This is a genomic window from Streptomyces sp. NBC_01669, from assembly GCF_026339735.1.
Taxonomy (GTDB): Bacteria; Actinomycetota; Actinomycetes; order Streptomycetales; family Streptomycetaceae; genus Streptomyces; species Streptomyces yanii.
The window spans coordinates 9,047,635-9,073,445 of sequence record NZ_JAPEQG010000001.1; the positions used below are offsets into that span (position 1 = coordinate 9,047,635).

A 25,811-nucleotide genomic window follows, 5' to 3' on the forward strand; every position below is an offset into this window, starting at 1 on the left:
GGGTGAGACGACCGTGACCGCAGGCCGCGGCGAGCGGCAGGGCACTCGTGAGCTGGAGAGCGAGGTTCTCGCTGCCCTGTGGGCCACCGGCCGGGCGCTGACCGCGGCCGAGATCCAGGCCGAGACCGGCGACGATCTCGCGCGCGACACCCTGCGCGTCATCCTCCAGCACCTTGGCGAGCAGGACCTCGTCCGCCCCGCCCCTGACACCGACCGAGCCTACGAACCCGTGCGGAATGCCGCCGAGATGACCGCCGAGGTCATGCGCCAGGTCCTCGACCGAAAACACGCCGCAGGCCGTGGGGCTCCGTCTCCGGACGCGCCCGCACCCCAACTCGTGCCCCGTCCTCGCCGACGCCCCTGGGGCATTCGTGCCGCACGCAACACACCTGCCCGCCAGTCCCCGTCCCCGCCGGTACCCCCGGCCTCTTGCCAAGGTGATCCCTCACGGTGCCCGCACACCAGCCAGTCCTGATCCCCAAGCAGCGATCCCCGCTCCCGCACCACGCCCCCGCACAGGCCGGACGACCGCATACCTTCCCACGGCTCCGGCCACGGGCAGCCGCGGCCACGGTCTGGTACCTGCGGCTGCTCGCCTTGCTCAACATTGCGGCGGTGGTCTCGCTGCCGTTCCGTGAAGAGGTCCACGAGCACAACGCGGGCGAGTTCTTCACCCCGTACCTGGCCACCGCCGGGCTGGTCTCGGCGGCGCTGGCCCTGTTCCTCGCCGTGGTGATGCGGCGCCGCAAACGGGCCGCGTGGATCTTCAACATGCTGCTCGCGGGCCCTTTGTTCGCGCTCTACGTCCTCGCGCTGACTCAAGACCCGTACCGCCAACATGCGTTCAACTGGCTCTCCGCCCTGCTCACCGGCCTGTTCGTGGCCACGCTGCTGCTCGGCCGCACGGAGTTCCAGGCCATCGGGGACCGCTCCAACCCGAAGCTGGCCATGGCCGTGGGAGTCGTCGGCATCCTGGTCAGCGGCACCATCGGCACCCTCCTCGTCGGCGCCACCAACCGGCTGCCCGGAGGCTCCCTGCGCGACCGCATCGCCTACACCCTGCTGCGCGGCATCAGCATCGGCCCGTTCGCCGACCGCGTCGGGGCCGTGCACGCGCCCCGCTGGGTGGACGTCACGATCAACATTCTGATCGCCGCGACCTTCCTCCTCGTCCTGTACGCCTGCTTCCGCGCCCCGAGGGGCCGCGATCTGCTCGGCGAAGCGGACGAAAAACGCCTGCGCGAACTGCTGGCGAAGCACGGCGAGCGCGACTCCCTCGGCTACTTCGCGCTGCGCCGCGACAAGGCCGTCATCTGCTCACCCAGCGGCAAGGCCGCCGTCACCTACCGGGTGATCGGCGGCGTGACCCTGGCTTCCGGCGACCCGATCGGCGACCCAGAGGCATGGCCCGGCGCCATCGAGGCGTGGCTGGACGAGGCGCGTCGGCACGCCTGGACGCCGGCCGTGATGGGCGCGAGCGAGGAGGCCGGAACGATCTACGCCCGGCACGGCCTGGACGCCCTGGAGCTGGGCGACGAGGCCATCGTGGACCTGGCCGACTTCACCCTCGAAGGGCGCGCCATGCGGGGCGTACGGCAGGCGCACAACCGTGTGCGCCGCGCCGGGTACACCGTGCGCATCCGCTGCCACGGAGACATCCCCGACAGCGACATGACCACCCTGATCGACAAGGCCGACCACTGGCGGGACGGTGGGACCGAACGCGGCTTCTCCATGGCGCTGGGAAGGCTCGGTGACCCGGACGACGGCCGCTGCGTGATGCTGGAGTGCCGCGACAGCCAGGGGGAGCCCCGGGCCCTGCTGAGCTTCGTGCCCTGGGGCGAGCACGGGCTGTCGCTGGACCTGATGCGCCGCGACCGCGCCTGCGAGAACGGCCTGATGGAGTTCATGGTCGTCGAACTCCTCCTGCACGCGACCGAGTTCGGGGTACGGCGGGTCTCATTGAACTTCGCCATGTTCCGGGCCGTCTTCGAACGCGGCGCCCGCCTGGGGGCTGGCCCCGTCCTGAGGGGGTGGCGCTCGGTGCTCACCTTGTTCTCCCGCTGGTGGCAGATCGAGTCCCTCTACCGCGCCAACGCCAAGTACCGCCCCGTGTGGGAGCCCCGCTTCCTGCTGTTCGAGAAGACCAGCGACCTCCCGCGTATCGGCATCGCTAGCGCCCGTGCCGAGGGCTTCCTCACCCCACCGAGCCTGCCTGCCCTCTTCCGCCGCCGACGTACCGCGCACATCGCAGACCAGCCCAACTGCCCGACAGAAACAGCAACTTCCGTGAGAACCTGACTGTGCTTGGAATCCAGTCCTCATCGCAACGGCACTTCTCCTCCTGCGGTTTTGGGCTGTCTCGGCCGACGCCGCGGTCCGGCGCGCCGAGCGATGAGTGAAGTTCGCCTTGTTCCAGTCGCTACGCGCCCATCGTCCCCGCCGAAGCGGGGATCAGTGCGGCCTGCCCGCGCCACGGTCCAGGGTGTCGAGGACATGTTCGCAGCCGGCACTCCGCAGTAAAGCGGGCCAGCCTTGAGCGCCCCGCACCCGGCTCCGCCAGGATCCGCACCGCCTGCCTGAAAACCCTACGCGCTGTAAGGTGAACGAATGACAGGTACATCTCCCCACGGCAGAGCGGACCGGCGCAGTGCGGGTGAACTGGAGAGCGAAGTCCTCGCCGCCCTGTGGGCGACGGAACAGGCGCTGACCCCGGCCGAGATCCAGGCCGAGATCGGTGGCGGTCTCGCGTACAACACCGTGCACACCATCCTCAGGCGCCTGTACGACAAGGGGCTTGTGCTCCGTGACGTGGCCGGACGCCGGGGCACGTACCGGCCGGCGAAGAACGCCGCCGAGCTCACCGCCGAGGCCATGCATCAGGCCCTCGACCGCGGCCCCGACCCGATCGCCGCGCTCCAGCAGTTCGTTACCGGGTTGAGCCCGGAAGAAGAGCGCGCCCTGCGCGACCTGCTCGGCGGGAGCGGCCCGTGAGGATCGACGTCTATATCCCGCTCGTCCTGTCCTTGCTCCTGACCACGGTGGCCCCGCAGGTGGGCCTGCGGGTGGCACCCGCCCTGGCCACCCGCGTCCTGACCGTGGCCGCCGTCCTCACCGCCGCCGCCACCACCTGGGCCCTGATCCTGCTGGCCGCCACCCTCATCAACGAGGCCCCGCCGGTGGCAGCCGAGGCCCGCGAGGACGGACGGCGCTTGTACGAACCGGTCCCCGAGATCATCGCGCTGGCCGCGGTACTGGCCCTCGGCCTCATCGCCCACCGCATCTACCGGGCCCTGCGCACCGAGCACGCCACCCGCCGCACCCTGCACCGCCTGTGCGAGGGCCACCCGGAGGACACCGAACTTATCGTCGCTGCCTCCCCGGTTCCGCAAGCCTTCGCCATCCCCGCCACCTCAAGCGCGCCCGGTCGGATTCTGGTCACCGCCGCCATGCTGGGCGCCCTGCAGCCCGCCGAGCGCCGCGTCCTGCTCGCCCATGAACGGGCCCACCTCACTCACCGTCACGCCCTGTACGCGTACGCCGTCGCTCTCGCCTCCGCGGCCAACCCTCTGCTCAACCCGCTGCGCTCGACTGTCACCTACCTCGTGGAACGGTGGGCCGACGAACAGGCCGCCGAAGCGGTCGGGGATCGGAGCATCACCGCCCTGGCTCTGGCCAAGGCAGCCCTCGTCGCCCAACGGCCGCGGCCCGCCTGCGCTCTGAGCTTTTCCGACCGCGCCGTCACCCGCCGCATCGCCGCTCTTCAGAGCACCCCGCCCCCGTATCTGTGGTCCATCGCTGCGCCCGTCCTTGCGCTCGGTGTTCTCCCCGCTCTCGGTGCCGTGGACGCCACCCGCGACCTGCTTGACCTGCTTGAGCACGTTCTGGTCTGACAGGTGGGGAGGGCACCGCCGCCTCCACGCGGAAGAGGTCTCCCCTGCCCACTTCGGCGGTGTCCCTATGTCGATCGTCTACGACCGGACCAAGACCGTGGTCCGCCGGCACTTCGAGCGGCGGTGGGAAGTCGGCTGCGCCGACGAGCGATCCCGAACTTGTGGTGCGCCGCGCGGTGGACTCCATGAGGCTGGTGGGCCCGAAGGCGGCCAGCCCGAAGGCGGGCGGGCGGTACGTGGTCGGGATGCCGATGTGGATGTGAGTGGCCCCGTCCGCGAGGCACGTCGGCTCGAGCCCCGCCACAGCTGATGAACACGGCACGGCACACCGGCCACGTTGCCTACAGCAACCGGCTGGGGAACGACCAGTGCCGCACTCTGGCCTCCGACCGGGCACCGGGCCTGCTGCCGCCGACCACAACACCGGCCCCGAAGCTGCAAGGCGACTGGTGCCACACGGTGCTGCGCATGGTCGATCTCGGCGTCTGCAGATGCGTCTGACAGGAGGAGCCTGGCGAGTCAAGGCGTACCAAATTGGCCCCTTGAACGTGTTGTTGGCATCGCCGTTCGCGACCGGTTCACGGAGGCGAAGCCGGCAAGCACCTGCAGAGACGTCGAGTTCGACCCGGCCGAAGCCGGTCGCCCTCACTTGCACTCCACGCTCGACCAGCGCCAGAAGATGCGGAAGGCTGTCGGCCCAGCGTTGTCGGGGCGGCCATGGTGCCGGCCCCGGCGGTTCCGCTAGAGGCGGCGCTGCCAGGTCTGGCCGACGAGGTCGTGCCCGAAGCTGTGATGGGGCTCTTCGGCGACGAGCTCGAAGCCCTGCTTCTGGTAGATGCGCCGGGCCGAGCCGAGCACATCGTTGGTCCACAGGGTGATCGACTCGTACTCGGCCTCCCGCGCGAACCGCAGGCACTCCTCGACCAGGCGGGCACCCAGGCCCAGCCCGCGCGCCGCGGGATCGACGAGCAGCAGGCGCAGCTTCGCGGTCCGGTCGTCTGCGCGGACGCAGAAGACGCATCCGGCCCGCACTCCGTCGACCTCGGCGATCCATGCCGCCTGCGGTCCGGGGTCCTTCTGCTCGGCGTAGTCGGCGACGATCCGGGCGACGAGCGCCTCGAAGCTGGTGTCCCAGCCGAACTCGCGGTCGTAGAGCGCGCCGTGCGCCATCACCACCCAGCCCAGGTCCCCGGGCCGGTCCAGCGGCCGGATGACCACCTGACGCTTCTCCACGATGTCCTCACTCCCGCATCACTGAAACGACTGTTTCAGTAGACTAGCCCGGTGACCCGATCCGAACCAAACCCCTCCCCGCGGCGGCAGGAGCTGCTGGAAGCCGCATACGCCTACGCTCTGCGCAGCGGCCTCACCGAACTGTCCCTGCGCCCGCTCGCCGAGGAGATCCAGTCCAGCCCGCGTGTGCTGCTCTACCTGTTCGGCAGCAAGGACGGCCTGATCCGCGCCCTGCTCGCGCGGGCCAGAGCCGACGAGCTGGCCGTCATCAAGGAGATCGCCGGCTCGCAGGATGGGCCCCAGGGGCTGCAACCGGTCGCCCGTGAACTGTGGCGGTGGCTGTCCGACGCCGCTCACCGCGGCCTGCTGACACTGTGGGTCGAAAGCTACGCCCGCTCCCTCATCGACCCGGACGGGCCGTGGGCCGGCTTCGCCCGCGATACGGTCGGCGATTGGCTGGCGCTGCTCGCCTCCGGGCAGCCCGCCGAATTCCGCGATACCGAGGCCGGGCTCGCGCAGCGCACCCTAATTCTCGCAGCCCTGCGGGGAGCGCTGTTGGACCTGCTCGCCACTGGCGATACCGCGCGTACCACCGCGGCGGTGCACCTTCAGTTGACTCAGTCGGGGTGACGCGGGCCGGCACTCAGCAGACCTTCGGGTCGGCGAGGATCGCACTCGGAGCCCCTCGAGATGAGCGCCGCACCTGGTGGGACGGGCCGACTACGGCACTCGGTCACCCGTCCACTTGTGGTCGCCCAGTTGGCACCTGAGCGGCTGAGTTGGCACCACAGAGCATTGGAGTCGGCAGAGTGATGCACGGGGTGGCGATCCAGTGCAGGGTGGCGGGGAGTTGTCCTGGCGCAGTTGCCGAGGCGAGGGGGACCGCGGGTCACGCCAGGGTGACGTGCATCCCGCCCTCGGCCAGGGCGTTGAGGGCTTCCAAGAACGTCGGCACGGCATTCGCGCCGGCGCCCGGTGGACGCCGCCGGGCAGGTGGTCCGGCAGGCGGCAGAGGGCGCGCCGGACATGGAATGGGGCCGCCGCCTCCGCGTGATGCGGAGGACAGCGGCCCCGGTCTCCTGTGGCGCGGTCGGCCAGTCCTTACTTGAGGGCGTAGGCGCGGGTGATGGTCTGGACGGTGCGGTTGCCGGCGGTGTCCCTGACCTCGGTCTTCAGGGTCACGAAGCCGTTGGTGTCAGCGAGCTTGGGGTGCTTGACCACCACCTGGAAGGAGCTGTCGCTCTTGCGCTCGACGTGGGTGGGCTGCCAGGTGGCGCCGTCGTCGTAGGAGACCGAGACGTTGGCGCCGGCCATCGTGGTGGAGCCCGTCCAGCCCTTGTAGCGCCCGCCGTTGACGGTGAAGACGAACGCCTGGCCGGCCGGCGCCTGGTTGAGCACGTTCAGCGACACGTCGTAGCCGATCGAGATCGCCGGCATGGACTCACAGACGGTCGGCTTGGGAGAGTACTTGTCGCAGTCCTTGACGGCCATCGTGGTCGGCGCGACCGAGGTGAAGTTCCACTCGGTATGGACCTTGCCGCCCAGAGTGACGCCTGGGTAGTTCTGGTCCCGCTTGGTGTCCAGGACGAACTGGTAGTCAGCCTGCTCCGGCACCATCAGGTTGCTGATATCAGTGATCGGCTGGCCGTTGCGGTAGAAGCTCCACCTGTTGCTCGGCCCGACCAGGAGGTGCGTGGGGTCGCTGTCGCCGAGGTAGACGGGCGAGGTGTGCATCCAGACGTCACTGCGGCAGAAGCTGCAGTACCCGGACTCGTACGACGACAGATTCACCGGCGCGGCGAACCAGTGCTGCTTGTACCTCTGGCCGGGGGTGGGGTAGGTGAGGCGGGGTGTCTGCATGAACGTGGAGGGCTGGGCGACGCTGGGGTACACGCTCGGCTGGTAGACCAGATCGGGGCTCGCCAGCACGTAGTCGTCCCTGCTGCCGCCCATGTTGAGGCGCTGGATCTGACGGACCGATTGCGGCTGGCCGGGCGACCACGCCGGCAGGATCTCGTAGCCCATGTGCCGGGTCTGGTCGGAGTGGTAGGTGTCCGTGATCTTGGCGAAGTCGCCGGCGTCCGCGGTCTTGGCCAGACTGGCGGGGATGCTGCCGTTGGAGGTGAACTGTGCCGAGTAGGTGTAGCCGGATTCCAGGACGCCGTTCAGCGTGATGTCGACGCTGCCCTTGGTGAGCAGCGAGAGCAGCTTCTGGCCGCTGTCGTAGCCAGTCTGGGCGACCGGGATGGTCAGGTCGCCGGCGATTCCGCTGCCGCGCGGGCCCGGGGTGGACGGCGCCACGATCACCGCCACAGCCCCCGCGGCCGCGGCAAGGCGGACCTGAGCGTTGACGGTCCTGGTGTCGTACGCGGTGATGAGGACCGTCTTGCCCGCGGCGTCGAGGGAAGCGAAGTCCTGCGCGGTGCCGGCGCCGGCGTCGACCAGCTCCACGTCCTTGGCCCCCTCGAACCGCTGGGCGAGCAGCGGGGACTTGAGGGGGATGTCGATGGACTCGGGGCTGGTCACCGACATCTGGACCAGCGGCTCGCGCCGGGTGAGGAACGTGTCCACAGCCAGGGTTCCGGTGGTGGCCGCCTCACTGGGGATGGCGCCGAACTTCTCCTCGGTCCCGTTGCGCAGGCCGGCGAGGGCGAACATGCCGAGGTGGCCCCCGGCCCCGTCGTCACGACGGACGTCCACGGAGTATGAGGCGTCCTCCAGCGGACGCTGCTCGCCGGTGATCTTCATGGTGAGGTCGGTGGCGGTGGTGCCGTCGACGGCGAAGGTCTGGTCGCGGTCGGTGACGTTGATATTCGGCAGGGCGAAAAGATCCGCCGAGTACGGGTCCAGCGGGTTGCCGCCGGGGAACGCGGTGTAGAGGGTGCCCTCGAGCGAGTAGTGGCCGCCGGCCGGCACCGTGAACGTGGCGCTGCCCGTGCGGGACGCAACAGAACTCCGAAAGCTGTTGTCCAGGCCGTGGAGGGTCCCGCCGGCCAACAGGGGGATGTTGCCGAAGCGGTCCTTGAAGTTGACCGTGACCTTGTACTGCTGAGCGTCCTTCGCGACGCCGACCGGAGCGTGCACCGAATCGCCGTTGCCGGCGGTGGCGGTGATGTACCCGCTGTACTGGGACCCGAACGCGAGGAGGTTCGGGTCGAGGGTGACGGTGACCGCGGCGCTGCCGCCTGCCGGCACGGTGAGCTTGCCGCCGCTCAGGCCGGCACCCGAGAAGGTCAGGGCGCCGTCGGCGAGGGCTGCTCCGCTGCTGTCCTTGACCGCGGCGGCGAGGTCCACGGTGGCATCGGCGGACCCGGAGTTACGGAAGGTGAGGGTGCGGGTCTGCTTCGCGTACGTGCTCTGCTGGTACTTGACGAGGCCGAAGTCGGCCCGGCCGGACAGCTCCAGCGTGGAGTCCAGCACGGCGGGGATGTCGACCCGCCCGGATCCCTGCTGGTAGACGGTGCTGTCCGAAGCCTTGGAGTGGGCGGTGAGCGCGTCCTTGATGCGCTGACCAGTCCAGTCGGGGTGGCGCTCGGCCATGATCGCGGCGGCGCCGGCAACGTGCGGGGTGGCCATCGAGGTGCCGCTGACCGCGGTGTAGTACTGGTTCACCGGGGTGCCCATGGTGGTGCCGGCCGCGCGGGCGGCGACGATGTTCACACCTGGGGCGGTGATGTCCGGTTTGATGGCGTTGTCGCCGAGTCGCGGGCCGCGGCTGGAGAAGGACGCCAGCGCATCCGACTTGTCAACGGCGCCGACGGTCAGCGCGGAGTCGGCGATGCCGGGGCTGCCCAGGGTCGAGGTGCCGGGGCCGCTGTTGCCTGCAGCAATGACGAACAAAGTGTGGGAGGTAGTGCTGAGCCAGTCCACGGCGTCGGTCATCGCGTCTCCGCCCGGGGCGGTGACCTGAGCTCCCAAGCTCATGCTGACGACTTCGGCGCCCTGGGCGACCGCCCAGTCCATCCCGGCGAGGATATCCGACTCGGATCCGGAGCCGGCGTTGCTGAGCACCTTGCCGATGAGCAGGTCGGCGCCGGGGGCCACGCCCTTGTACTTGCCCGCGGAGTTGGCGCCGTTGCCCGCGATGGTGTCAGCGACGTGGGTGCCGTGGCCGTGGCCGTCCTGGACCGACTCACCCGAGACGAAGCTCTGACTGGCGGTGATCCTTGGCGCGACGTCGGCGTTGGTCAGGTCGGCGCCGGTGTCCAGGACGGCGACCTTCACCCCCTTGCCGTCATAGCCCTCGGCCCACGCCTGCGGCGCCCCGATCTGCGGCACACTCTGGTCCAGCGTGACCTTCGCCTTGCCGTCGTACCAGACCTTAGCCACCCCGGCGCTCCCGGGCACCACAGCCGCGGCACCGCTCCTGGCCTTCCCGGCCTTCGCCACGGGCCTGACGGCTTGCCAGAACCCCTTCGCCTTGGCCTTGTCGACGTCCACCGCGGTCATCCCCAGCCTGGGCATGACCCTCTCGCGCTTGCTGCCCGGCAGGCCCTTGGCCTTCTTCTGCAAGGCGGCGGCGGAGGGGGTGCCCTGGAAGTCGACGATGGCCGGCACCTCGCCGGTCTTCGCGTCGCCGTAGCCGTCCTTGAGGGCCCGGGTGACGTTGAACAACTCGCGGTCGACCGTCCCCGCCGAGATCGCGGTCAACGCGTCCTCGGGATAGACGTACAGGTCTCCGTCCTGGCCCGTAGAGACCTGGAACTGCTTCGACGTGCCGGATTCGGAGACGATGTTCACCGCCTGCTTGCCGTCGGCCCCGGTCGTCACGGCGACCGTGTCCCCGGTGATCAAGGTCAACGTCGACGCGGTCGACGCCTTCTGCGTGGTGGACACCGCGGGGAGCGGGCCGGCGGCGCCCGGCGACGATGCCGCCACCGCTGCACCGGGCAGGCTCGTCAGCGACACTGCGAGGACCAGCGTCGCTCCGCCGACGGCGACCGATCGCGCTCGTCTCTCATGGAATATACGCATGGAATGTTCCCCTCACAGGCCGGAAATGGGCGCGCCAAGGATCCACCGCCGGATAAGCAGCGGACACGGAACGCCAGAGCGATGTAACGCTGCGCGAAGCCAACTAGCAGACAGCGCCCCACGCCAGACTCAGAGCTGGCGCATAGTCGACTTGTCACAAACTCGCCAATTTCCCAGCACAGGAGCACCGCCACAGGCTGTTCGGCCATGGCGCGCAGGGGCGCCCTTGTTGCCAGTGCTGACGGACCCCGAAGACGACGGCAGGTCAGCAGGTCGCTGTGGGCCGCTGCTTAGCGTGTGCAGATCACGAGTTTTGGCAGCACCTGCACTGGGGGCTCGGGCACTGGCCGGATCCGGAGGAGGGTAACTGACTGCCTGGCTGCCTGTGGGGCTCGGGAAGTCGTCGCTGCAGGTCAGGTGACGTAGCGGTACTCGTTGATGACGCCGCCGAGGACGCAGGTCCGCAGGAGTCGGCGGCCTTCGGACTCGTGCACGGCGATGGACTGCTGGTCGGCGCCGGGCGGCAGTTGGTTGAGGGTCTGGTGGGGGCGGTGTTCGTTGTAGTGACGCTGGTGGGTGGCCAGGAGGTGCCGGGCGTGGGCCTCATTCATGATGAGGACGTGGTCGAGGGCTTCGCGCCGGATAGTTCCGATCACCCGCTCGCAGTGGGCGTTCATCCGGGGCTGCCCGTACTTGCTGTCGCGGTCACGGAGGAGAAAGCGCAAAGACTCCATGCGTGTGCCGAGATCGGTGGCCAGGTTCCGGGCCTGCTGCACCGCCCAGTCGCGGGTGGGGTGGACGGTGACGCCGGCGATGTGCTCGAGGAACGCCAGCGCGTAGAGCCTGCGGCCGAGGACAGTGTCGAGGTGGAAGAAGTGGAAGGCGATGATGCCTTCGGCCTGGTTGGTGAGGAACTCCGTCCAGGTCGGGCCGGTACGGCGCGGGGCCGGGTCGATGCCGGCCGAGTGGAGGATCTTCCAGGCCGTGGAGGCTGCGATCGGATGCCCAAATGGGGCCAGTTCGCCCTGGATCCGTCTGTGTCCCCATGCGGGTTCTCCCGGGCAAGCTGCAAGATCAGCTTCCTGAGGGCGGCACTGGTCGGTGGCCGTCCGGTGCGGGCGCGTCGGGCGCTGTAGTCCCACTTCGCGGCGATGAACCTGTGGGGCGGCCAGCCAGAACCGGTCTGCGGGCTCGTAGCGGACCGGGCCGGCGATCTGACGCCGTAGCACCGCATTCTCCTGCCGGAGCACGAGCAACTCGGCTTCCTTGGAAGTGTCGCGGCCCAGCAGCACCCCGGGAACGGACAGCAGCTTGCGGGCCACCGTGTACAGCATCAAGAGGATCACGGCGGACATGGTCCCAGCCGAGAACGCTCCACCATCCCGACCTGCGGCGATGACTTTACGAGCCCCGCAGGCGACCACCGGCCAGCTCCACGACCTGTTGCGGCCCCACGCGGCACGGCAGACCGTCTCCACGCCGTTGAACAAGCTGCGCCACAAGCACCTGGTGGACTACACGGTGCTGCCGCACTCCAACCGGTCCCGCGCCTGGTACCCGACGAGCGAGGGTGCAAGGCTGACCCGGGACTTCCCCGCGCTGCGCGGCCGCCCCGCCTATCCGATCACCTCGGCCACAGTTGCCTCGCTGAAGACGCCGCACACCCTGACCGTGCTCCGCGCCCACCTGGCGTTCGTCGCCGATGCCCGCAGGCGCGGGGACGAGCACGGCTACCTGGATTGGACGCCCGAGGTCTCTCACCCGCTCAGCTTGACTCTGTCGGAGATCTTGGAATCAGCGGTGTCAACCACCGCTGCTTCTGCAGGACTTCGTCCGGTGGATGTTGTGCTGGTCCAGGAAATTCTGGAAGGCGGTGGGCCGTCGGGGTGGGGGCGCTTCCCCGGTCGGCGGCAGTCCGCTGAGGCGCTCGATGTTGACGGCGATGGCGGTCAGGACGTGCTGGAGGTGGGCCTTGTCCTGGCCTCGGTAGCGGCAGCGGCGCATGCCGTGGCCGTGGGCGAACTCGTTGACGGTGCCCTCCACCCCGGAACGGACCGCGTACCGCGCCTTCCACTCGGGTGTCTGCTGCTCGGTCCGGACGCGGAGTTGCAGGTCGCGGAGTTCTCGCGGGCCCGACGACGAAGCATGAGACGCCGCCTAGCGAGGCCCCAGCAGAGCCGAGGCCGTCCCCGACCTGAGAGGAGACCGGCGCCTGGCCACCCTGGTCGCGTTCGCCGCGGTCATGCCAGAACTCGCCGCGGACGAGGCGATCGAGGTCTTCGACCTGGTGATAGGCGACATCATCCGTAGCTCCGCCACCAAGATGACCAAACAGCGGCTGCGGACCCTCAAGGACCTGGATGCCGCGGCGATCGAGCTGCGCACAGCATGGCTCGCCATCTGCGCCACCGCCGCCGACCCGAGGGCGATCTCCGCGCGACGCTCGACAGGATGGACGTCGGCCCAGTCCACGCGGCGGCCGACACCGTCAAGCTGCTCGCACAGCAGCCCGACGACGGCGCCGAGCAGATGCTCGCCGCCCGCTACAACACCATCGCCCGTTGCTTGCCCGGCCTGCTCAAAACGTTCACGTTCGAGGCGAGCCCGGCCGGCGAGTCGGTCCTGCACGCGATCGGCTTCGTGAAGTCCCTCAAGAAGCAGCACGGAGAAGAAGTTCAAGCCCTGCGGGACGCCCTGGAACAGGCCCACGGCGAGAACCTCCACCTCCGACGCGAACTCGCCCGCCGCGGAGGCGCCGCATCCCACCGCGATCCCAGGCCATCGGTCCGTGCTGACCACGTCGCATCAATCGCAGAACCGTGCTGACCTGCAACAATGCCATCAGATCGCGCTCAACCGGCGATAGCCACCAGTCCGAGTAGGATCACGTTCTCGCGGACGTGCAGGAAGTCGAGCTGTCCGAGGTGCTCGACGGATCCATCCACATGACCTGCCAGCCGTGGCCGTCGAGGTCGAAGAAGCTGCGTGAGTACATGAAGCCGTGGTCCTCGGGGCCATCCGCCTCGGAGCCGCCCGCGGCGAGCGCAGCCTCAGCGACCGTGTCAACCTCATCGCGGGCTGACACGCTGAAGCAGTAGAGCGCCAGCGTGTGCGTGGTGGGATCGGCCGTCGGCAGCTTCGCGAACTGCGCGAACGTCTCGTGGCTGAGCAGCATGACGGAGGCTTGCTCGCCGACCAGCATGCAGGCGGCGGTCTCGTCGGTGAACATCGGGTTGTAGCTGAACCCGAGCCGCGCGAAGAACGCCTTGCTGCGCTCGATGTCCGCCACGGGGATGTTCACGAACAGCATGCGACCGGCGTGTGCGGGAGTGGTCATAGTGGGTCTCCAGTCCAAGGTTCGATGGTGTACGACGGGTAGACCGGCCCAGCCTACGGAACTCATCGGTGGATTTCGGGACTCGCATCGAGCGACAGGCCGAAGCCGGGGGGTGCCCCTATCTGTTTCGTCAACCCTGCCAGGGTCGGTTGATGGGGGTTGGTCATGGTTTTCGGGAGCGTCCCGCGAAGCGGGACGTTCTCGGTGGATCGGGTGCCTGATGGGCAGCCCTGTGGCCGGCAGGGCTGGACTTGCCGTGCCGGTGCGCGGGCGTGACGGGGCCTGGGGGGTAGGGGCGGTGGAGTCGTCAGGCGGCGAGGCCGACGTCGTCGGGGGTGTGTGGTTCGTAGAGGGTGCCGGTGCGGATTATCGCGTGGATGACGTTCACGCGTTGCCGGGCCAGGCGGAGGATCGCCTGGGTGTGGGTCCTGCCGCGTGCTCGCTGACGGTCGTAGTAGATCCGGGAGGACGGGTCGGCTTTGCAGCCGATCGCGGCGAACGCGGCCTGGAACAGGGCACGTTTGAGGAGCCGGTTGCCGCGGTGTGGTGCGTGCTCGCCGCGGATCGAGGTGCCCGAGGACTTCGTGGCCGGGGCGAGTCCGGCATAGGAGGCGAGGTGTCCGGCGGTGGGGAAGCCGGTGCCGTCACCGATCGCGACGATCACCGCGGCCGTGGTCCTGACGCCCATTCCGGGCATGGACGTCAGGAGGTGGAAAAGAGGGAGGGCCTCCAGCAGGGCGGCGATCTCCTGCTCGGTGGCCTGTCGCTGGGTATGGGCAGCGGCGAGCTGGGCGGCCAGGCCCGGCACGATCAGCGCGGACGCCTCGGTGCCGGGAACGACGAGGGTCTGCTCGGCGAGCGCGTTGTAGATCTCGGTGGTGAGGTGGTGGGCCTTGCGCGAGCCGTGTGCTTTCAACAGGGCCTCGCAGCGGGCCCGGCCGAGTTTTTTCAGCTTTGCCGGGGAGCCGTGCCTGGCCAGGAGGGCCTGAACATAGGGGTAGGCCAGGCGCGGGCCGAGCACTCGCTCGAGGGAGGGGTGGATCTGGGAGAGCAGGCCGCGCAGCCGGTTGGTGGTGCGGTTGACCTCGCCGGCCAGGTCGTTGTCGTAGTCGGTGAGCATGGTCAGCTCCGCCAGCACCTCGTCGTCGCGGTCCACCGCACGCAGGGTGTGCGGCATGGTCCGGGCGGTCTCGGCGATCACGAACGCGTCGCCGGCATCGGTCTTGGCCTCGCCTGGGTGCAGGTCGGCGGCCCGGCGCATCGACAACCCGGGCAGGTAGGCGACCCGGCAGCCCGCCGCGCGGGCCACCGTCAACGGCAGCGCGCCGATGTTGGCGACCTGCTCCACGATCACCAAAACGGTGCCGGACTTCGCCACCAGTTTGGTGAACAGTTCCAACAGTTTCGGCTCGGTGTTGGGCAGCCGCTTGTCGTGCACGGTTCTGCCGTCCGCGGTCCTGCCGTGGGCGTGGTGGAACTCTTTGCCCAGGTCCAGGCCGAGGAAGAGGTCTATCGCGGTCGTGTCGACCATGTGCGCGTGCCCCTCGTCTCTCGTCTCCTCAACTCCCGGCCGTCCCTGCGGCACCACACGCCGGCAACCACGTTACGCAGACATGCCACCCCGGGCGGTCCGGCGTTGCGCCGAACCGGAGTGGTCGTCAGGCCCCTCATCAGCGGTCAAGCGGTGCCCCGAAGCCCGGCGGCAACACCCCCCAGGTCATCCCTTCGACAGGGGGCACACAGCCATACCGGACCCGGGGGCCAGGCACCCCATTGCGGGGCCACGAGAAAGGTAACTGTGATAGTCGACCTGCGGCCCGGGTTGGGTTGCTGCCAGGCTGGCGTTGGCGTTCCGGCATGACCCGAAACGGTAACTGGCGGCTCGTCAGAGCTTGCCGTGCCCCCGAGATGTCTGCCGGACGTCGGCGTCGGCCTGGCCCACCCCGTTGGCTTGATCAGCAGCTTGTCCGCCATCTCGACGTGACTCATCACAGTTCTGCCACGCGGTGACTCCACCCAGGCCGGCGCCGACCACGGTCGTCCAGCCCTTGAAGGAGAACAACCGCGTGACCATGCTCGCAGAACAGGTCGACGGCGTCATCGGCGTCGACACGCACCGAGACACCCTTGCCGCAGCGGCCGTCAGCCCCATCGGCGCCGTCCTCGCCAGCACCGATTCGCCCGCCAACGCCAGGGGCTACCAGCAGCTGCTGGACTTCGCCCGCCAGCACATTCCCGGCCGCCGCTGCTGGGCACTGGAGGGTACGGGCTCGTATGGCGCGGGGCTTGCCGCCTTCCTGGACGCGGCTGGTGAAAGCGTCGTCGAAGTGTGCCGGCCCAAACGTCCCGCTATCCGCGGCGGACGCAAGACCGACATGCTTGACGCCGTCCGCGCAGCCAGGGAAGCCCTGGCGACCGAACACCTCATCCACCCACGACGTCGCGGTAAGCGCGAAGCGCTTCGTGTCCTACTCGCCACCCGCCAGAGCGCCGTCCTGGCCTGCACGGCTGCGATCAACCTGCTCAAGGCCCTGATCATCTCGGCCCCGGACGAGCTCCGCGTCGAACTCCGAGGCATGAAGAGCAAGGACCAGGTTGCTCACTGCGCGAAGCTACGGGACCGGCCGACCCAGGACATCGAGCACCGCATGACCGTTCGTGCCCTGCGAAGCGCCGCTCAGCGGATCGAAGCCCTGCGCTCTGAAGCGAAGGAGCTCGAAGCGGAGCTCCTCACGCTCGTTCGTACGGTTGCCCCCGAACTGCTGGCGTTACAGGGCGTCGGGCCGATCAGCGCTGCCCAGATCCTCATCAGCTGGTCACACACAGGCCGCTTCCGGTCCGAGGCCGCGTTTGCGGCCTTCGCGGGCGTCGCTCCAATCCCCGCCTCATCAGGGCTGACCAACCGGCACAGGATCAACCGCAGCGGAGACCGGCAGCTCAACCGGGCACTCCACACGATCACTCTGATCCGCATCCGCCTCGACCCGACCACCCGCGCCTACGTTGCCCGGCGGATCAGCGAAGGAAAGACCGCGAGAGACGCACAACGCTGCCTCAAGCGTGCAATCTGCCGGCAGCTCTTCAAGCTCCTCGAACGAGGAGATCACCCCACGCAGATCACCGCTGAAGATCTCCCTCAGGCAGCTTGACTTCATATAGCAGCCTCGGGGGGCGGGCGGCGAATCATAAGAAGCCACGGACGGCAGACCACTGAAAGCCACACCCGACACCCCTGGGTGAGCCAACCCTACGAATGGCTCGCTCGTCCCGATCAACAAGGTAGGGACCACTGATCACATCGGAATGACTCGTCCAGGTCATGGCTGTCACGGTGGCGGACTGGCGCGGCACGTTGCTGAACCTGGTGGGGGTGAACTGAACAGCCCCCCAGGAGTCACCCCGATGCATCTCGATGTGGAAGAGCTCACCCGGGTCGTCCTGCCGTCGGCGGGACGCCGTCCGCGGGCCCGGCCGGAGGTCGAGGCACGCCTGGGCGCCGTCGTGCCCGAGGACTTCAAGGACCTCGTCGACACCTACGGTGGTGGTGCTCTTCGCGCTCGCTGCCCACGTCATCGTCCGCGCGCTGACCGGCATCGGTGAGGCCGAACGCTCCATTCGCGCCCTCGTCATCGCCGCCGTCGATGTCAAGGAAGGCCGCGCCGCCTGGCAGGGCAAAGGCTGCGGCGCGGTCCCTGCTGCGCCTACAGTCGGGGCAGCCTCTGCGGCAGCGGACGCGTGCCACTGTCCCTCCGGATCCGACTGCTGCTGACGCTCCCGCCCGAGCCCGTATCGGTCGAAGCCACAGTGTGATGGTGACGTCGACCGATACTTGGGCCTCCGATCGAGAGATGAGCGGCCGTCACTCACCGGATGGAATTAGTGGGTCAGTGAGGCAGGGTGCCCGGGTCGGTCGCCCAGCCGGTGTCGGCGCGGTCGCTCAGCTCGAACGACAGGGAGCCGCCTCGGCGCACGAACGAACCGTCCACCCAGGAGGACTCGTGCTTCGCGCCGTCGAGGCTCACCGAGTCTACGTACAGGTTGGTGCGGGATGTCCGCGGAGCGTCGATCGTGATCTCCTCCCGGTCTCCGACGCCCGCGATGACGGCGTGCGGGAAGACCGGAGCGCTCAGCAGCAGGTCGGCCGAGCCGGGCGCCTTCGGGTAGATGCCGAGTGCCGCGAAGACGTACCACGCCGACATGGTGCCGAGGTCGTCGTTGCCGGGGAGGCCGGCGGGACCCGTCCCGTACACGGTGTCGAGGATCTGGCGGACGGTCTCCTGAGTCTTCCACGGCTTGCCGAGCGCGTTGTACAGCCACGGAGCGTGGATGCCCGGCTCATTGGTGGGGTCGTAGCGCAGCGCGTCGCCGCCGCGGACGGACCAGGAGCCGTCGGGCTTGTGGAAGAAGTCATCCAGGCGGGCCGCCGCCTTGTCGCGTCCGCCCATAGCGGTGGCGAGCCCCTGGACGTCCTGCGGCACCATCCACACATAGGTGGCGGCACTGCCCTGGGCGAAGCCGAGACTGGAAGCGGGGCTGAACGGGGCCACCCAGGAACCGTCGGCCTTGCGAGCCTGGATGTAACCGGCCGTCGGGGTGGCCGCGGGGTTGAACACGTTCCGCCAGTAACCGCCGCGCTCGCTCAGCGTCCGGTACTCCTTATCACGGCCCAACAGCTGGGCCCACTGCGCGAGAGCCGCGTCGGCGACGGAGTCCTCGAGTGTCTCGGCGGCGCCGCCCCAGCAGTGGCACTGATCCTGGGCGGCGTAGCCGGACTTCATGTACTGGGCGAGGTTGGGACGATTACCCTCGCACTGGCCCGGGCAGCCGGCGTCCGACAGCCCGGAGGGGTGCGGCACGGTGGCCTGGCGGTAGAGGGAGTCGAAAGCGCCCTGGACGTCGAAGTTGTGCACGCCCATGGCGTAGAACGTCGCCAGGGTGGCCGCCGAGGGGTCGCCGGTCATCACGTGGGTGGCGCCGCTGATGTGCACCCAGCGGTCCCAGACCCCGTCGTTCTGCTGCGCGAAGTTGTACAGCGACTGGGCGAAGTCGCCCGCGACGCGCGGTTCGAGCAGGGCGAGGAGCTGCACCTGGGCCCGGTACTGGTCCCAGCCGGAGAAGTTGCTGTACTGCGCCTTCTGGCCGCGTGCGAGCGCGTGGACCTTGCGGTCCATGCCCACATAGGTGCCGTCGCGGTCGCTGATCAGGTTGGGCTGCTGCAGAGCGTGGTAGAGGGCGGTGTAGAAAGCGGTACGGCGGTCCTTGTCGCCCCCGCTGATCTTCACGGACTTCAGCGCACGGTCCCAGGCACCCTTCCCGGCCTTCGCCACGTCCTCGACGCCCGCGGTCGGGGCGATCTCACCGCGCAGGTTCGCCTCCGCACCGGCCAGGGAGACGTACGAGATCCCGACGCGCATGCGGACATCGTTGTCATTCGACGGGTCGAAAGAGACGTAACCGCCGGAGCCCCGGCCTGCCCGGGCCGCGCCGGTCAGGTAGCCCTCGCCGCCGTCGGCGCTGGTGGACCCGGGGGAGAGCTGGTCGTCGTGCCAGGTCCCCACGCCGGAGAAGCCGCGGTCGAAGGCGGCGGTGAAGTACAGGCGGTAGTAGCTCTTGCGGTTGTTGTTGGGGGTGCCGCCGTTGGCGCGTCGGCCGCAGAACGCGCCGGTCTCCACCCAGCCGGTGACCTTGTTGCGCGCGGTGTCGATGTCGACGTGGGCGTCCTCGCTGCCGTTCAGGGAGTTGGAGACCCGGAACAGCAGGCTGGCGGGCTTGTCCGCGGGGAAGGTGAAGTCGGCCACGCCGGCTCGCTCGCTGACCGCCAGGTCGGTGGTGACACCCGAGTCGAGGCCCACCCGGTAACGGCCCGGATCGGCCGTCTCGTTGGTGTGCGAGAAGTTCGCCGCGTACTTCGCGTCCTTGGTGTCGGCGGTGGGTGAGGAGTCGACAGTGCCGGCGAACGGCATGATGGGCACGTCACCCGCTGCTCCGGGGTGACACCCCGCGCCGTTGACGTGAGTGAGGGAGAAGCCCCGCAGGCGGGTGGCGTTGTAGGAGTATCCGTTGGCGGCGGCGGTGTTGGTCTGGTCGCCCGCGGTGCTGGTGGGCGACCAGGCGATCATCCCGAACGGCACATTGGCGCCGGGATAGGTGTTGCCGCCGTTGCTGGTGCCGATGAGCGGGTCCACGTACTGAACGGGGTGAGGAACCGGGGCCGCCGCGGTGGAGTCGGCGATTGCTGCGGGACTTCCCAGGAGCGGGAGGAGCAGCCCGGCCGAGATCACGGCGACGCCGACGGCAGTGGCCGGACGACGGTCCCGTGTTCTCCGGAACTTTTGCATGATGAAGCACTTCCTTTTCGTGCGTACTTGGTATTCCGGGCTGCCCTTGTGGAGTCCAGTTCCCGGAACGATCGTGAAGATAGAAAGGGCGCGCAGGCACGGCAAGGCCCCTGGTGCTACTTCGGATGAATTCGTCGTGAACCGTGGCATGTCGAGGTGCGAGGGGGCTCGTTAAGGGGTTGCGTGAGCGAGTCCGGCCGTAGCGCGGAACACCTTTCCCTCTCCGCTGAGCCGGAGTGTGTCGCCTGCGGGAGCGTACACAGCGCGGCCGGGACCGAGCCCCACCGAGCGCTTTTCCGAGGCGACGGTCGCTTCACCCCGGACACACAGCACGATCTGGGGCGCGTCGACCGTGAGCGCGCGCGGCGCCTCTGTTCGTACGAGGTCGAACCGCGAGAGTCTGAAGTCGTCGACAGGGGCCGGGTACACGTGCCCCCCGGTCGCCGCGTCCCACCGCGCGGCGACGGCTCGGACAGGGAACGCGTGGACTTGCCGGCGACGTTCTCCCCGCAGATCGCGTGGATCTCGCCTTCTCGGACGACCAGTTGACGTTGGTGAGCGCTTTGACGCCGGGGAAGGTCTTGGTGATCGACCGCATCTCCAGCACGGTCGGAATCTCGGTCATGGGCAGTGCGGGTGCCGATAAATCATCCGGCCTGGTCAAGCGGCATGTCGGTACTCATGCAGGGTTCCGCTGAGTCGGTCTCGTCGGCCGACCTCCAGGTACCTGATCTGTGCTGACACGCTGATCGGTTCGGGTAGCGGGCGGAGCGGTGCGGCTTGGCCCAGGGCTCGGTGCGGCCGATGGCGGTTGTAGAAGGTCTCGAACTCGCGGAGCGCATGCAGGAGGTGCCTCTGGTTCCAGATCAAGGTGCGGTCCAGGAGCTCCCTGCGGCAGGTCTGTATCCAGCGCTCCACGATGGAGTTCATTCGGGGTATCTGGATGCCGGTGGTGACGACTGTCAGTCCGGCGTCGGCCAGCAGGGCGTCGAAGGACTGCGTGAACTTCGAGTCGCGGTCACGAATGAGGAATCGGGCCTGGCTGCCCACGTCCTGGAGGTCCATGAGGAGATTGCGTCCGAGCTGCACGACCCAGTCCGCGGTGGGGTGCGCGGTGGCGCCCAGGATCCGGACGCGCCTGGTGGAGTACTCGATGACGGCGAAGACGTACAGACGCGCCCCGGTGAGGGTTCGGGTCTCGAAGAAGTCGCAGGCGAGCAGCGCGTCGGCCTGGCTGCGCAGGAAGTCGGCCCAGCTCGTGCTCTGCCGTTCGGGCGCGGGTGGGATGCCGTGCTCACGGAGGATCTCCCGGACGGTGGAGGCGGCGACCTTGATGCCCAGGGCCGCGAGTTCGCCGTGGATCCGGCGATAGCCCCACGAGGAATTCTCGTGAGCCAGGCGCAGGATCAGAGCGCGGATCGACCGGACCGTGGGTGGGCGTCCACGCCGCTTCGGTACGCAGGTGGCGGCATGTCGTCGCTCGAGCAGGTTGCGATGCCACCGCATGATCGTGTCCGGGTGTACCAGCAGCAGGAGCTGGTGCAGTTTCTGCCTCGGGAGGTGGTGGAGCAGGCCGGCGAGGACAGCGCGGTCGGTGTCCGTGAGCGTGGGCTTGCCGACCTGGCGTTGCAGGACGAGCAGTTGGTGCCGAAGTGTAAGGATCTCGATGTCTTTGTCCCGGTCGCTCATCGGCAGCAGGCGCAGGAGCGAGAAGGTTTTGGTCGCGGCGAGGTAGGCCAGGCGCAGCAGCACGAGATCATGATGTCGTCCGCGTCTGTGCACGTGAAGACATCGGAGTGGTCGGCGAGCGCGACCTGAGGGGTCAGTCGATCAAGGCCTCCACCTGGGTGGACGATTTATCGGCACCCGCAGTGCTGGTCAGCCCGGACGACCGTGGAGTCCACCGAGACCGTCCAATCGATGTCGTCGTCGGAGGCCGCCGCTGCCAGGACAGCGGCGAGGATCATCTCCCAAGTGCCGTCGACGCCCCACCTGATCAGCCGTTTGTGAGCGGTCTGGAACGGGCCGAGCTCGTCGGGCAGGTCCCGCCAGGGCGAGTTGGTGCGGTACTTCCACGCGATGCCTTCAAGGGTACGGCGGTGGTCGGCCCACCGCCGCCCGCGGACCGGATCGGCCGGCATCAGCGGCTCGGTCCGGTCCAACATCACACCAGTGATCACCAATCGGACGGACACATCCGATCAACTGACCAACCGATCAAAGAGACACGTACTGGCGGCCAATCTCACCGAGTCCTTGGTCGACGATGGACAGAATCAGCGGAGTGGCCGCGGATGGGAAGTACTCCCTTCCTCGCACAGGCTTCAGGCCCTCGTCAGCGAGGGTCAACCGAACGCTGGCTTCCAAGTCGGGTGCGAAATCACCCGGAAGGTCCTGGATGACACGAACCTCGGCAGTGAAGCCATCCTTCGCATGAGTCCGCAGTCTGGGGCGAGGATCTCCGGAAGTGATCCCGAACTTCACGTGGTTCGCGCTCTCTACGACGTAGAACACGTCCCACGTCTTGCCCGCACAACGTCGGCAGATTCATTGCCCTTGCTTGACGCCGCTGGGGATGGTTTTGGTCCGATGACCTTCGCGGCAGATCAGTTGATGTGCGGTTCCGTCGCCCAGCCACGCCGGCTCCACGACGAGGCCGCCGAGCTCCTCCACCCGAGCCTTGAACCACTCCCAACATGCGACAGGGTCGATGCCGACGCACCTAAGGCATCGGCCCGAACTGGTGCGAATATTGTTCGGAGTGGGACTAAATGGATGGCCACTTCTACAGATGATGCGGTGGGGCTTTGCCTTCCCCAGCCACTCCGGCTCCACGACGGTTCCACCGACCTCCTTCACTCGGGTCTTGAACGCCGCCCAGGCTGTAGCCGGATCATTGCCGGAGCACACTGAGCAGATACCCCCACCGCCGCGTAGATAGCCGGGCCGAGGGTTGCACGGATGCCCCTCCGGGCAGATCACCCGGTGGCGCTCATCCTTCCCGAGCCACTTCAGCTCGACGACGGTTCCGCCGAGCTCCTTCACTCGGGTTCTGAACGCTGCCCAGGCTGTAGCCGGATCACTGCCGGAACAAGGTCGGCACATGCCCTGACTCTGTTGCACTCTGTTCGGAATTGCTTCTGTCTCGTGCCCTTTCGGGCATCGAACTCGGTGCTTGGCGGCGCTGCCGAGCCACTTCGGCTCCAGCACCTCGCCGCCCAGTTCCTCGACACGGGCTTTGAACTGCGCCCAGGCCCTTGTTGGTGATCCCCCCATACAGTCAGTCTGCCATCCCCCCTGCCGTGACGGCGGCTGCGATGTAGCCGAGCCTCACCTGGGCCCGACGCTGACCAAAGAGACAGAGCCTAGGCACCGAGGGCCTGCACCTCGAGGTACTTGTCCTCCGCGCCCGAAGCGCTGATCTGGCGGACTCGGTGCAGCAGCGGATCCGTGCGGTCGACGGCGGAGACGACGAGGAGTAGGCGATGACGGTCACCGTGAGCGAGCTGGAGCACTGAGGCGATGGCGCTGCTCTGACCGGCTTCCCGCGGCGAAACGCCGCGAAGCCTACTCGCTGATAGGTGTTCGGGGCACGCCGACGGCGCCGGTCCTTCGGGCCCGCGCCCAGGCCCCCTCGTAGGCGCGTGGCCCTCGCAGCGGGTGAAGGTCCGGGCGGATAGACGCTGCAAGGCTCTCGCGCACGGTCTGCATGGCGTCCTCCGCGGTCTCGCTGAATTCGAGAGGAGGGAAATCGATCGACCGGAACACTTCGGCGGTGACCGGCTGAGGCCAGTCGGCACGCAGAATGGTCAGCCGCGGATCGCTCGTGCTGGGCACGAGCAGGACGGTTGTGGTGAGGCGACAGGCACCCGATGTCGTCGCGCGGTCAGCGTTCACGAACCCGAGGAATTGCCACTGAACGGTCGCCATGAACCATTCTTGATCGCCGATGCGGTACGACTGCAAGGCCTTCACCTCGTCAACAGTGAGGAGCCCTCGGCGGCGCGGTATCAGCGACGACAACGCGGCCGGCCAGAACCGGTCTGCGGGCTCGTAGCGGACCGGACCGCTGAGCTGTCGTCGCAGCACCGCGTTCTCGTGCCGCAGCACCAGCAGTTCGGCGTCCTTGGCCATGTCCCGGCGCAGCAGCACCGCAGGCACGGACAGCAACGCCCGGGTGGCCCGGTACAGGATCGAGATGATCACGGGGTGCAGCATCCCAGCCACCACCGAGGGCCTTGCACGCGGGCTCCCACCAGCAACGATGACTTTACGAGCCCCACAGGTTGCCATCTGCTGGGTTACCAGTTCTGGCGGGGCGGGTGAGCTGGGGTTTTGTCAGGTAACAGGAGCGGTGATCAGTTGCTGTCGGCTCTCCTGGGTCCTGGTCACCTCCACCGATGGTTGATACGTGCCAGCCTGACCTTATCGGGCGCGGCTGCCAGCAGCTGTGTGCCGTTGTTGAGGCCTTGGGTGCGCAGATGCGCGTCGGCGCCGCTGCCGCGTCAGGGGGCGCTGGCCGCAGAACCAGTACGCGCTCGCCTGGGACCGGAGAACATGTCGCCGGGCCGGGCGCGCGCCGAGGCGGAGGCCCTTGCCGCGGAGATCACCAGCTTCCCGCAGGCGTGCCTGCGCGGTGACCGGGCGTCCGTGCTCGACCATGGCGGGCACGGACGAGGAGGCGGCCATGGCCGGTGAACTCCGTTACGGCATCGGTGTGTTGGAGGAGAGCCTGAAGGAGGACGCGCGGTTCGCCTCGGGGCGGGGCGGCACGGGTCGTTCACCGACGTGTGACCCGGTGCCGTCGGCCCTCCTCGGTCGGTCAGGCGGAGGTGTGCAGCGGGACCGTCAGCTGCTTGAGCCAGGTTCCCGTGGTGAAGTCGCGGGCCTTGATGACGACCGCGCGGGGGCCCACCTCGACCTGGAGTCCCTGGTTGAAGGCGCCGCCGAGCGAGACCTCGCCGCCCTTGCCGTCGTCCATCCAGCCCACCTGCACCGCGGCGGTGTTGACAACGGTGAACCCTTCGAGGTTGCCGGTGCCGGGGACCACGCGGCGCACCACCCAGTCGGACAGGTTGAGGTCCCAGTGCGTGTGCCCGGAGAACAGGAACACGTCCTTGTGGCGGCCCAGGATCGACAGGAGCCGGTCGGGCTGGAGGTAGTCGCTCAGGTAGAGCTTGTTGTGCGTGCCCGACACGGTGTTGGGCAGCGGGTGGTGGGTCAGGACCATGACGGGCCTGCGGCGGCGCGTCCAGTACGCGAGGCGGTCCTCGAGCCAGGCGAACTGCTCGTCGCTGATCCACACCTCGTCCCACAGCTTCGCGTCGTGGTAGTGGGAGTAGCGCTCGGTGCCCAGACTGAGGACGGGCACGCCGCCGAACGAGGTCTCCGAGTAGACCTTGCCCCGCTCCGCGAAGTTGTAGAAGCTGCGGAAGAGGGAGTCCTCGGTGGTGCCGTTGGGCCAGGTCGCCTGGGCGAGGGTGTTCGGGTCGCTGTACTTCGGCACGTAGAACTCGTGGTTGCCGATGGCCCACGCCACGTTCTTGGGGTGCGGGTGCTTGTCCAGGGTCTGGCGGACGGCCGCGTACTCGAAGTCGTAGCCGCGCGGGGTGATGTCGCCGGCTATGCCGAGGCCGGCGCTGTCCGGGTTGACCGTGTGCAGGTCGTCGAGGGCCTTGCCGAAGTCGGACAGGTCACCCTGGATGTCGCTGATGATGTTGAACCGCACAGTGCGGCCGTCGCCGGGCCGCTGGGCCGCGGGCTGGGCGGTGGGTGTGGCCTGGGCCGCGGGTGCGGAGGCCAGGATGCCGGTGGCGGCGAGCGCGCCGCCGGCGAGCGACGCGCGCCCCGTCGTGGCCATGAACGATCTGCGATCCATCGGTGTTTCCTCCAAAGCGACTGCCCGCGTGTGCGGGCGGGTCGGAGAGAGCGTTGCCGGTCGACATGGCCTGCCGAGGTACCGGAGGTGACCGCGGCCTTAACTGGTCTAGCCCAGTTACCTGCCCGAGATCACCTCGTCGTCAACCTCCCTGGAAC

The 25,811-nt window shown here is 68.5% G+C and carries 20 protein-coding genes and 4 pseudogenes; 10 read left to right on the forward strand and 14 right to left on the reverse strand.

The window, feature by feature from the left end; all coding sequences use genetic code 11:
* Nucleotides 1-13 precede the first annotated feature (13 nt).
* The 4 genes from OG972_RS40650 to OG972_RS40665 all read left to right on the forward strand — a co-directional run bounded on the left by OG972_RS40650 (nt 14) and on the right by OG972_RS40665 (nt 3,893).
* A complete protein-coding gene (locus tag OG972_RS40650; RefSeq protein WP_266990132.1) occupies nt 14-475 on the forward strand; it encodes a BlaI/MecI/CopY family transcriptional regulator in 462 nt (153 codons plus the stop codon).
* The gene (locus OG972_RS40655) at nt 451-2,301 is read left to right on the forward strand and encodes a phosphatidylglycerol lysyltransferase domain-containing protein (RefSeq protein WP_266990134.1); all 1,851 of its coding nucleotides are present in this window, start codon (nt 451-453) and stop codon (nt 2,299-2,301) included. The genes OG972_RS40650 and OG972_RS40655 overlap by 25 nt, the downstream gene beginning before the upstream one ends.
* Nucleotides 2,302-2,610: 309 nt before the next feature.
* On the forward strand, nt 2,611-2,994 hold the full coding sequence (locus OG972_RS40660; RefSeq protein ID WP_266990136.1) for a BlaI/MecI/CopY family transcriptional regulator: 384 nt from the start codon (nt 2,611-2,613) through the stop codon (nt 2,992-2,994).
* Entirely contained in the window at nt 2,991-3,893 is a 903-nt protein-coding gene (locus OG972_RS40665; RefSeq protein WP_266990138.1) for a M48 family metalloprotease, read from the forward strand. The genes OG972_RS40660 and OG972_RS40665 overlap by 4 nt, the downstream gene beginning before the upstream one ends.
* 741 nt (nt 3,894-4,634) lie before the next feature.
* Here the strand turns inward: OG972_RS40665 and OG972_RS40670 are convergent.
* Nucleotides 4,635-5,126, reverse strand: coding sequence for a GNAT family N-acetyltransferase (locus OG972_RS40670; protein ID WP_266990139.1), 492 nt, complete (start codon nt 5,124-5,126; stop codon nt 4,635-4,637).
* A 51-nt stretch (nt 5,127-5,177) separates the two neighbouring features.
* Here OG972_RS40670 and OG972_RS40675 point away from each other — a divergent pair, with 51 nt between their 5' ends.
* Nucleotides 5,178-5,756 carry a TetR/AcrR family transcriptional regulator gene (locus OG972_RS40675; RefSeq protein WP_266990141.1) on the forward strand — a complete coding sequence of 193 codons (579 nt, stop codon included), beginning with the start codon at nt 5,178-5,180 and terminating at the stop codon, nt 5,754-5,756.
* Between the two features lie 471 nt (nt 5,757-6,227).
* Here OG972_RS40675 and OG972_RS40680 read toward each other — a convergent pair whose 3' ends face one another.
* Both OG972_RS40680 and OG972_RS40685 read right to left on the reverse strand, forming a co-directional pair.
* A complete protein-coding gene (locus OG972_RS40680; protein WP_266990143.1) occupies nt 6,228-10,100 on the reverse strand; it encodes a S8 family serine peptidase in 3,873 nt (1,290 codons plus the stop codon).
* A 413-nt stretch (nt 10,101-10,513) separates the two neighbouring features.
* Nucleotides 10,514-11,446, reverse strand: a pseudogene (locus tag OG972_RS40685) (integrase core domain-containing protein).
* A gap of 49 nt (nt 11,447-11,495) precedes the next feature.
* Here OG972_RS40685 and OG972_RS40690 point away from each other — a divergent pair.
* Nucleotides 11,496-11,867 (forward strand): annotated as a pseudogene (locus OG972_RS40690) (replication-relaxation family protein); the annotation flags it as partial.
* A 36-nt stretch (nt 11,868-11,903) separates the two neighbouring features.
* Here the strand turns inward: OG972_RS40690 and OG972_RS40695 are convergent.
* Nucleotides 11,904-12,212 carry a transposase gene (locus OG972_RS40695; protein WP_323135971.1) on the reverse strand — a complete coding sequence of 103 codons (309 nt, stop codon included), beginning with the start codon at nt 12,210-12,212 and terminating at the stop codon, nt 11,904-11,906.
* Between the two features lie 339 nt (nt 12,213-12,551).
* Here OG972_RS40695 and OG972_RS40700 point away from each other — a divergent pair, with 339 nt between their 5' ends.
* Nucleotides 12,552-12,926 (forward strand): hypothetical protein, encoded by a 375-nt coding sequence (locus OG972_RS40700; protein ID WP_266990145.1) that lies wholly within the window; start codon nt 12,552-12,554, stop codon nt 12,924-12,926.
* A gap of 58 nt (nt 12,927-12,984) precedes the next feature.
* Here OG972_RS40700 and OG972_RS40705 read toward each other — a convergent pair whose 3' ends face one another.
* Together OG972_RS40705 and OG972_RS40710 are read right to left on the reverse strand one after the other, a co-directional pair.
* Nucleotides 12,985-13,437 carry a VOC family protein gene (locus OG972_RS40705; RefSeq protein WP_266990147.1) on the reverse strand — a complete coding sequence of 151 codons (453 nt, stop codon included), beginning with the start codon at nt 13,435-13,437 and terminating at the stop codon, nt 12,985-12,987.
* Between the two features lie 307 nt (nt 13,438-13,744).
* Entirely contained in the window at nt 13,745-14,968 is a 1,224-nt protein-coding gene (locus OG972_RS40710; protein WP_266990148.1) for an IS110 family transposase, read from the reverse strand.
* Between the two features lie 541 nt (nt 14,969-15,509).
* Between OG972_RS40710 and OG972_RS40715 the strand changes: the two genes are divergently transcribed.
* Together OG972_RS40715 and OG972_RS40720 are read left to right on the forward strand one after the other, a co-directional pair.
* A complete protein-coding gene (locus tag OG972_RS40715; RefSeq protein ID WP_266991029.1) occupies nt 15,510-16,586 on the forward strand; it encodes an IS110 family transposase in 1,077 nt (358 codons plus the stop codon).
* Between the two features lie 253 nt (nt 16,587-16,839).
* Nucleotides 16,840-17,037 (forward strand): hypothetical protein, encoded by a 198-nt coding sequence (locus OG972_RS40720; RefSeq protein ID WP_266990149.1) that lies wholly within the window; start codon nt 16,840-16,842, stop codon nt 17,035-17,037.
* Between the two features lie 284 nt (nt 17,038-17,321).
* Here OG972_RS40720 and OG972_RS40725 read toward each other — a convergent pair whose 3' ends face one another.
* The 7 genes and pseudogenes from OG972_RS40725 to OG972_RS40750 form a co-directional block, all read right to left on the reverse strand.
* Entirely contained in the window at nt 17,322-19,775 is a 2,454-nt protein-coding gene (locus OG972_RS40725; protein ID WP_266990151.1) for a GH92 family glycosyl hydrolase, read from the reverse strand.
* Nucleotides 19,776-19,946: 171 nt separating this feature from the next.
* Entirely contained in the window at nt 19,947-20,204 is a 258-nt protein-coding gene (locus OG972_RS49695) for a hypothetical protein (protein WP_353961651.1), read from the reverse strand.
* A 231-nt stretch (nt 20,205-20,435) separates the two neighbouring features.
* Nucleotides 20,436-21,527 (reverse strand): integrase core domain-containing protein, encoded by a 1,092-nt coding sequence (locus OG972_RS40730; RefSeq protein WP_266990153.1) that lies wholly within the window; start codon nt 21,525-21,527, stop codon nt 20,436-20,438.
* 119 nt (nt 21,528-21,646) lie between these two features.
* Nucleotides 21,647-21,970 (reverse strand): annotated as a pseudogene (locus tag OG972_RS40735) (transposase); the annotation flags it as partial.
* A 352-nt stretch (nt 21,971-22,322) separates the two neighbouring features.
* Entirely contained in the window at nt 22,323-23,051 is a 729-nt protein-coding gene (locus OG972_RS40740) for a hypothetical protein (protein ID WP_266990155.1), read from the reverse strand.
* A gap of 89 nt (nt 23,052-23,140) precedes the next feature.
* Nucleotides 23,141-23,290: a hypothetical protein gene (locus tag OG972_RS40745; RefSeq protein ID WP_266990157.1), complete on the reverse strand. Its 150-nt coding sequence runs from the start codon at nt 23,288-23,290 to the stop codon at nt 23,141-23,143.
* Nucleotides 23,291-23,771: 481 nt separating this feature from the next.
* Nucleotides 23,772-23,981: pseudogene (locus OG972_RS40750) on the reverse strand (integrase); the annotation flags it as partial.
* A 267-nt stretch (nt 23,982-24,248) separates the two neighbouring features.
* On the opposite strand from OG972_RS40750, the gene OG972_RS40755 reads away from it, so the two are divergent.
* Entirely contained in the window at nt 24,249-24,473 is a 225-nt protein-coding gene (locus tag OG972_RS40755) for a hypothetical protein (RefSeq protein ID WP_266990159.1), read from the forward strand.
* A 124-nt stretch (nt 24,474-24,597) separates the two neighbouring features.
* On the opposite strand, the gene OG972_RS40760 is transcribed toward OG972_RS40755, so the two are convergent.
* Entirely contained in the window at nt 24,598-25,653 is a 1,056-nt protein-coding gene (locus OG972_RS40760; RefSeq protein ID WP_266990161.1) for a metallophosphoesterase, read from the reverse strand.
* Nucleotides 25,654-25,811: the final 158 nt, after the last annotated feature.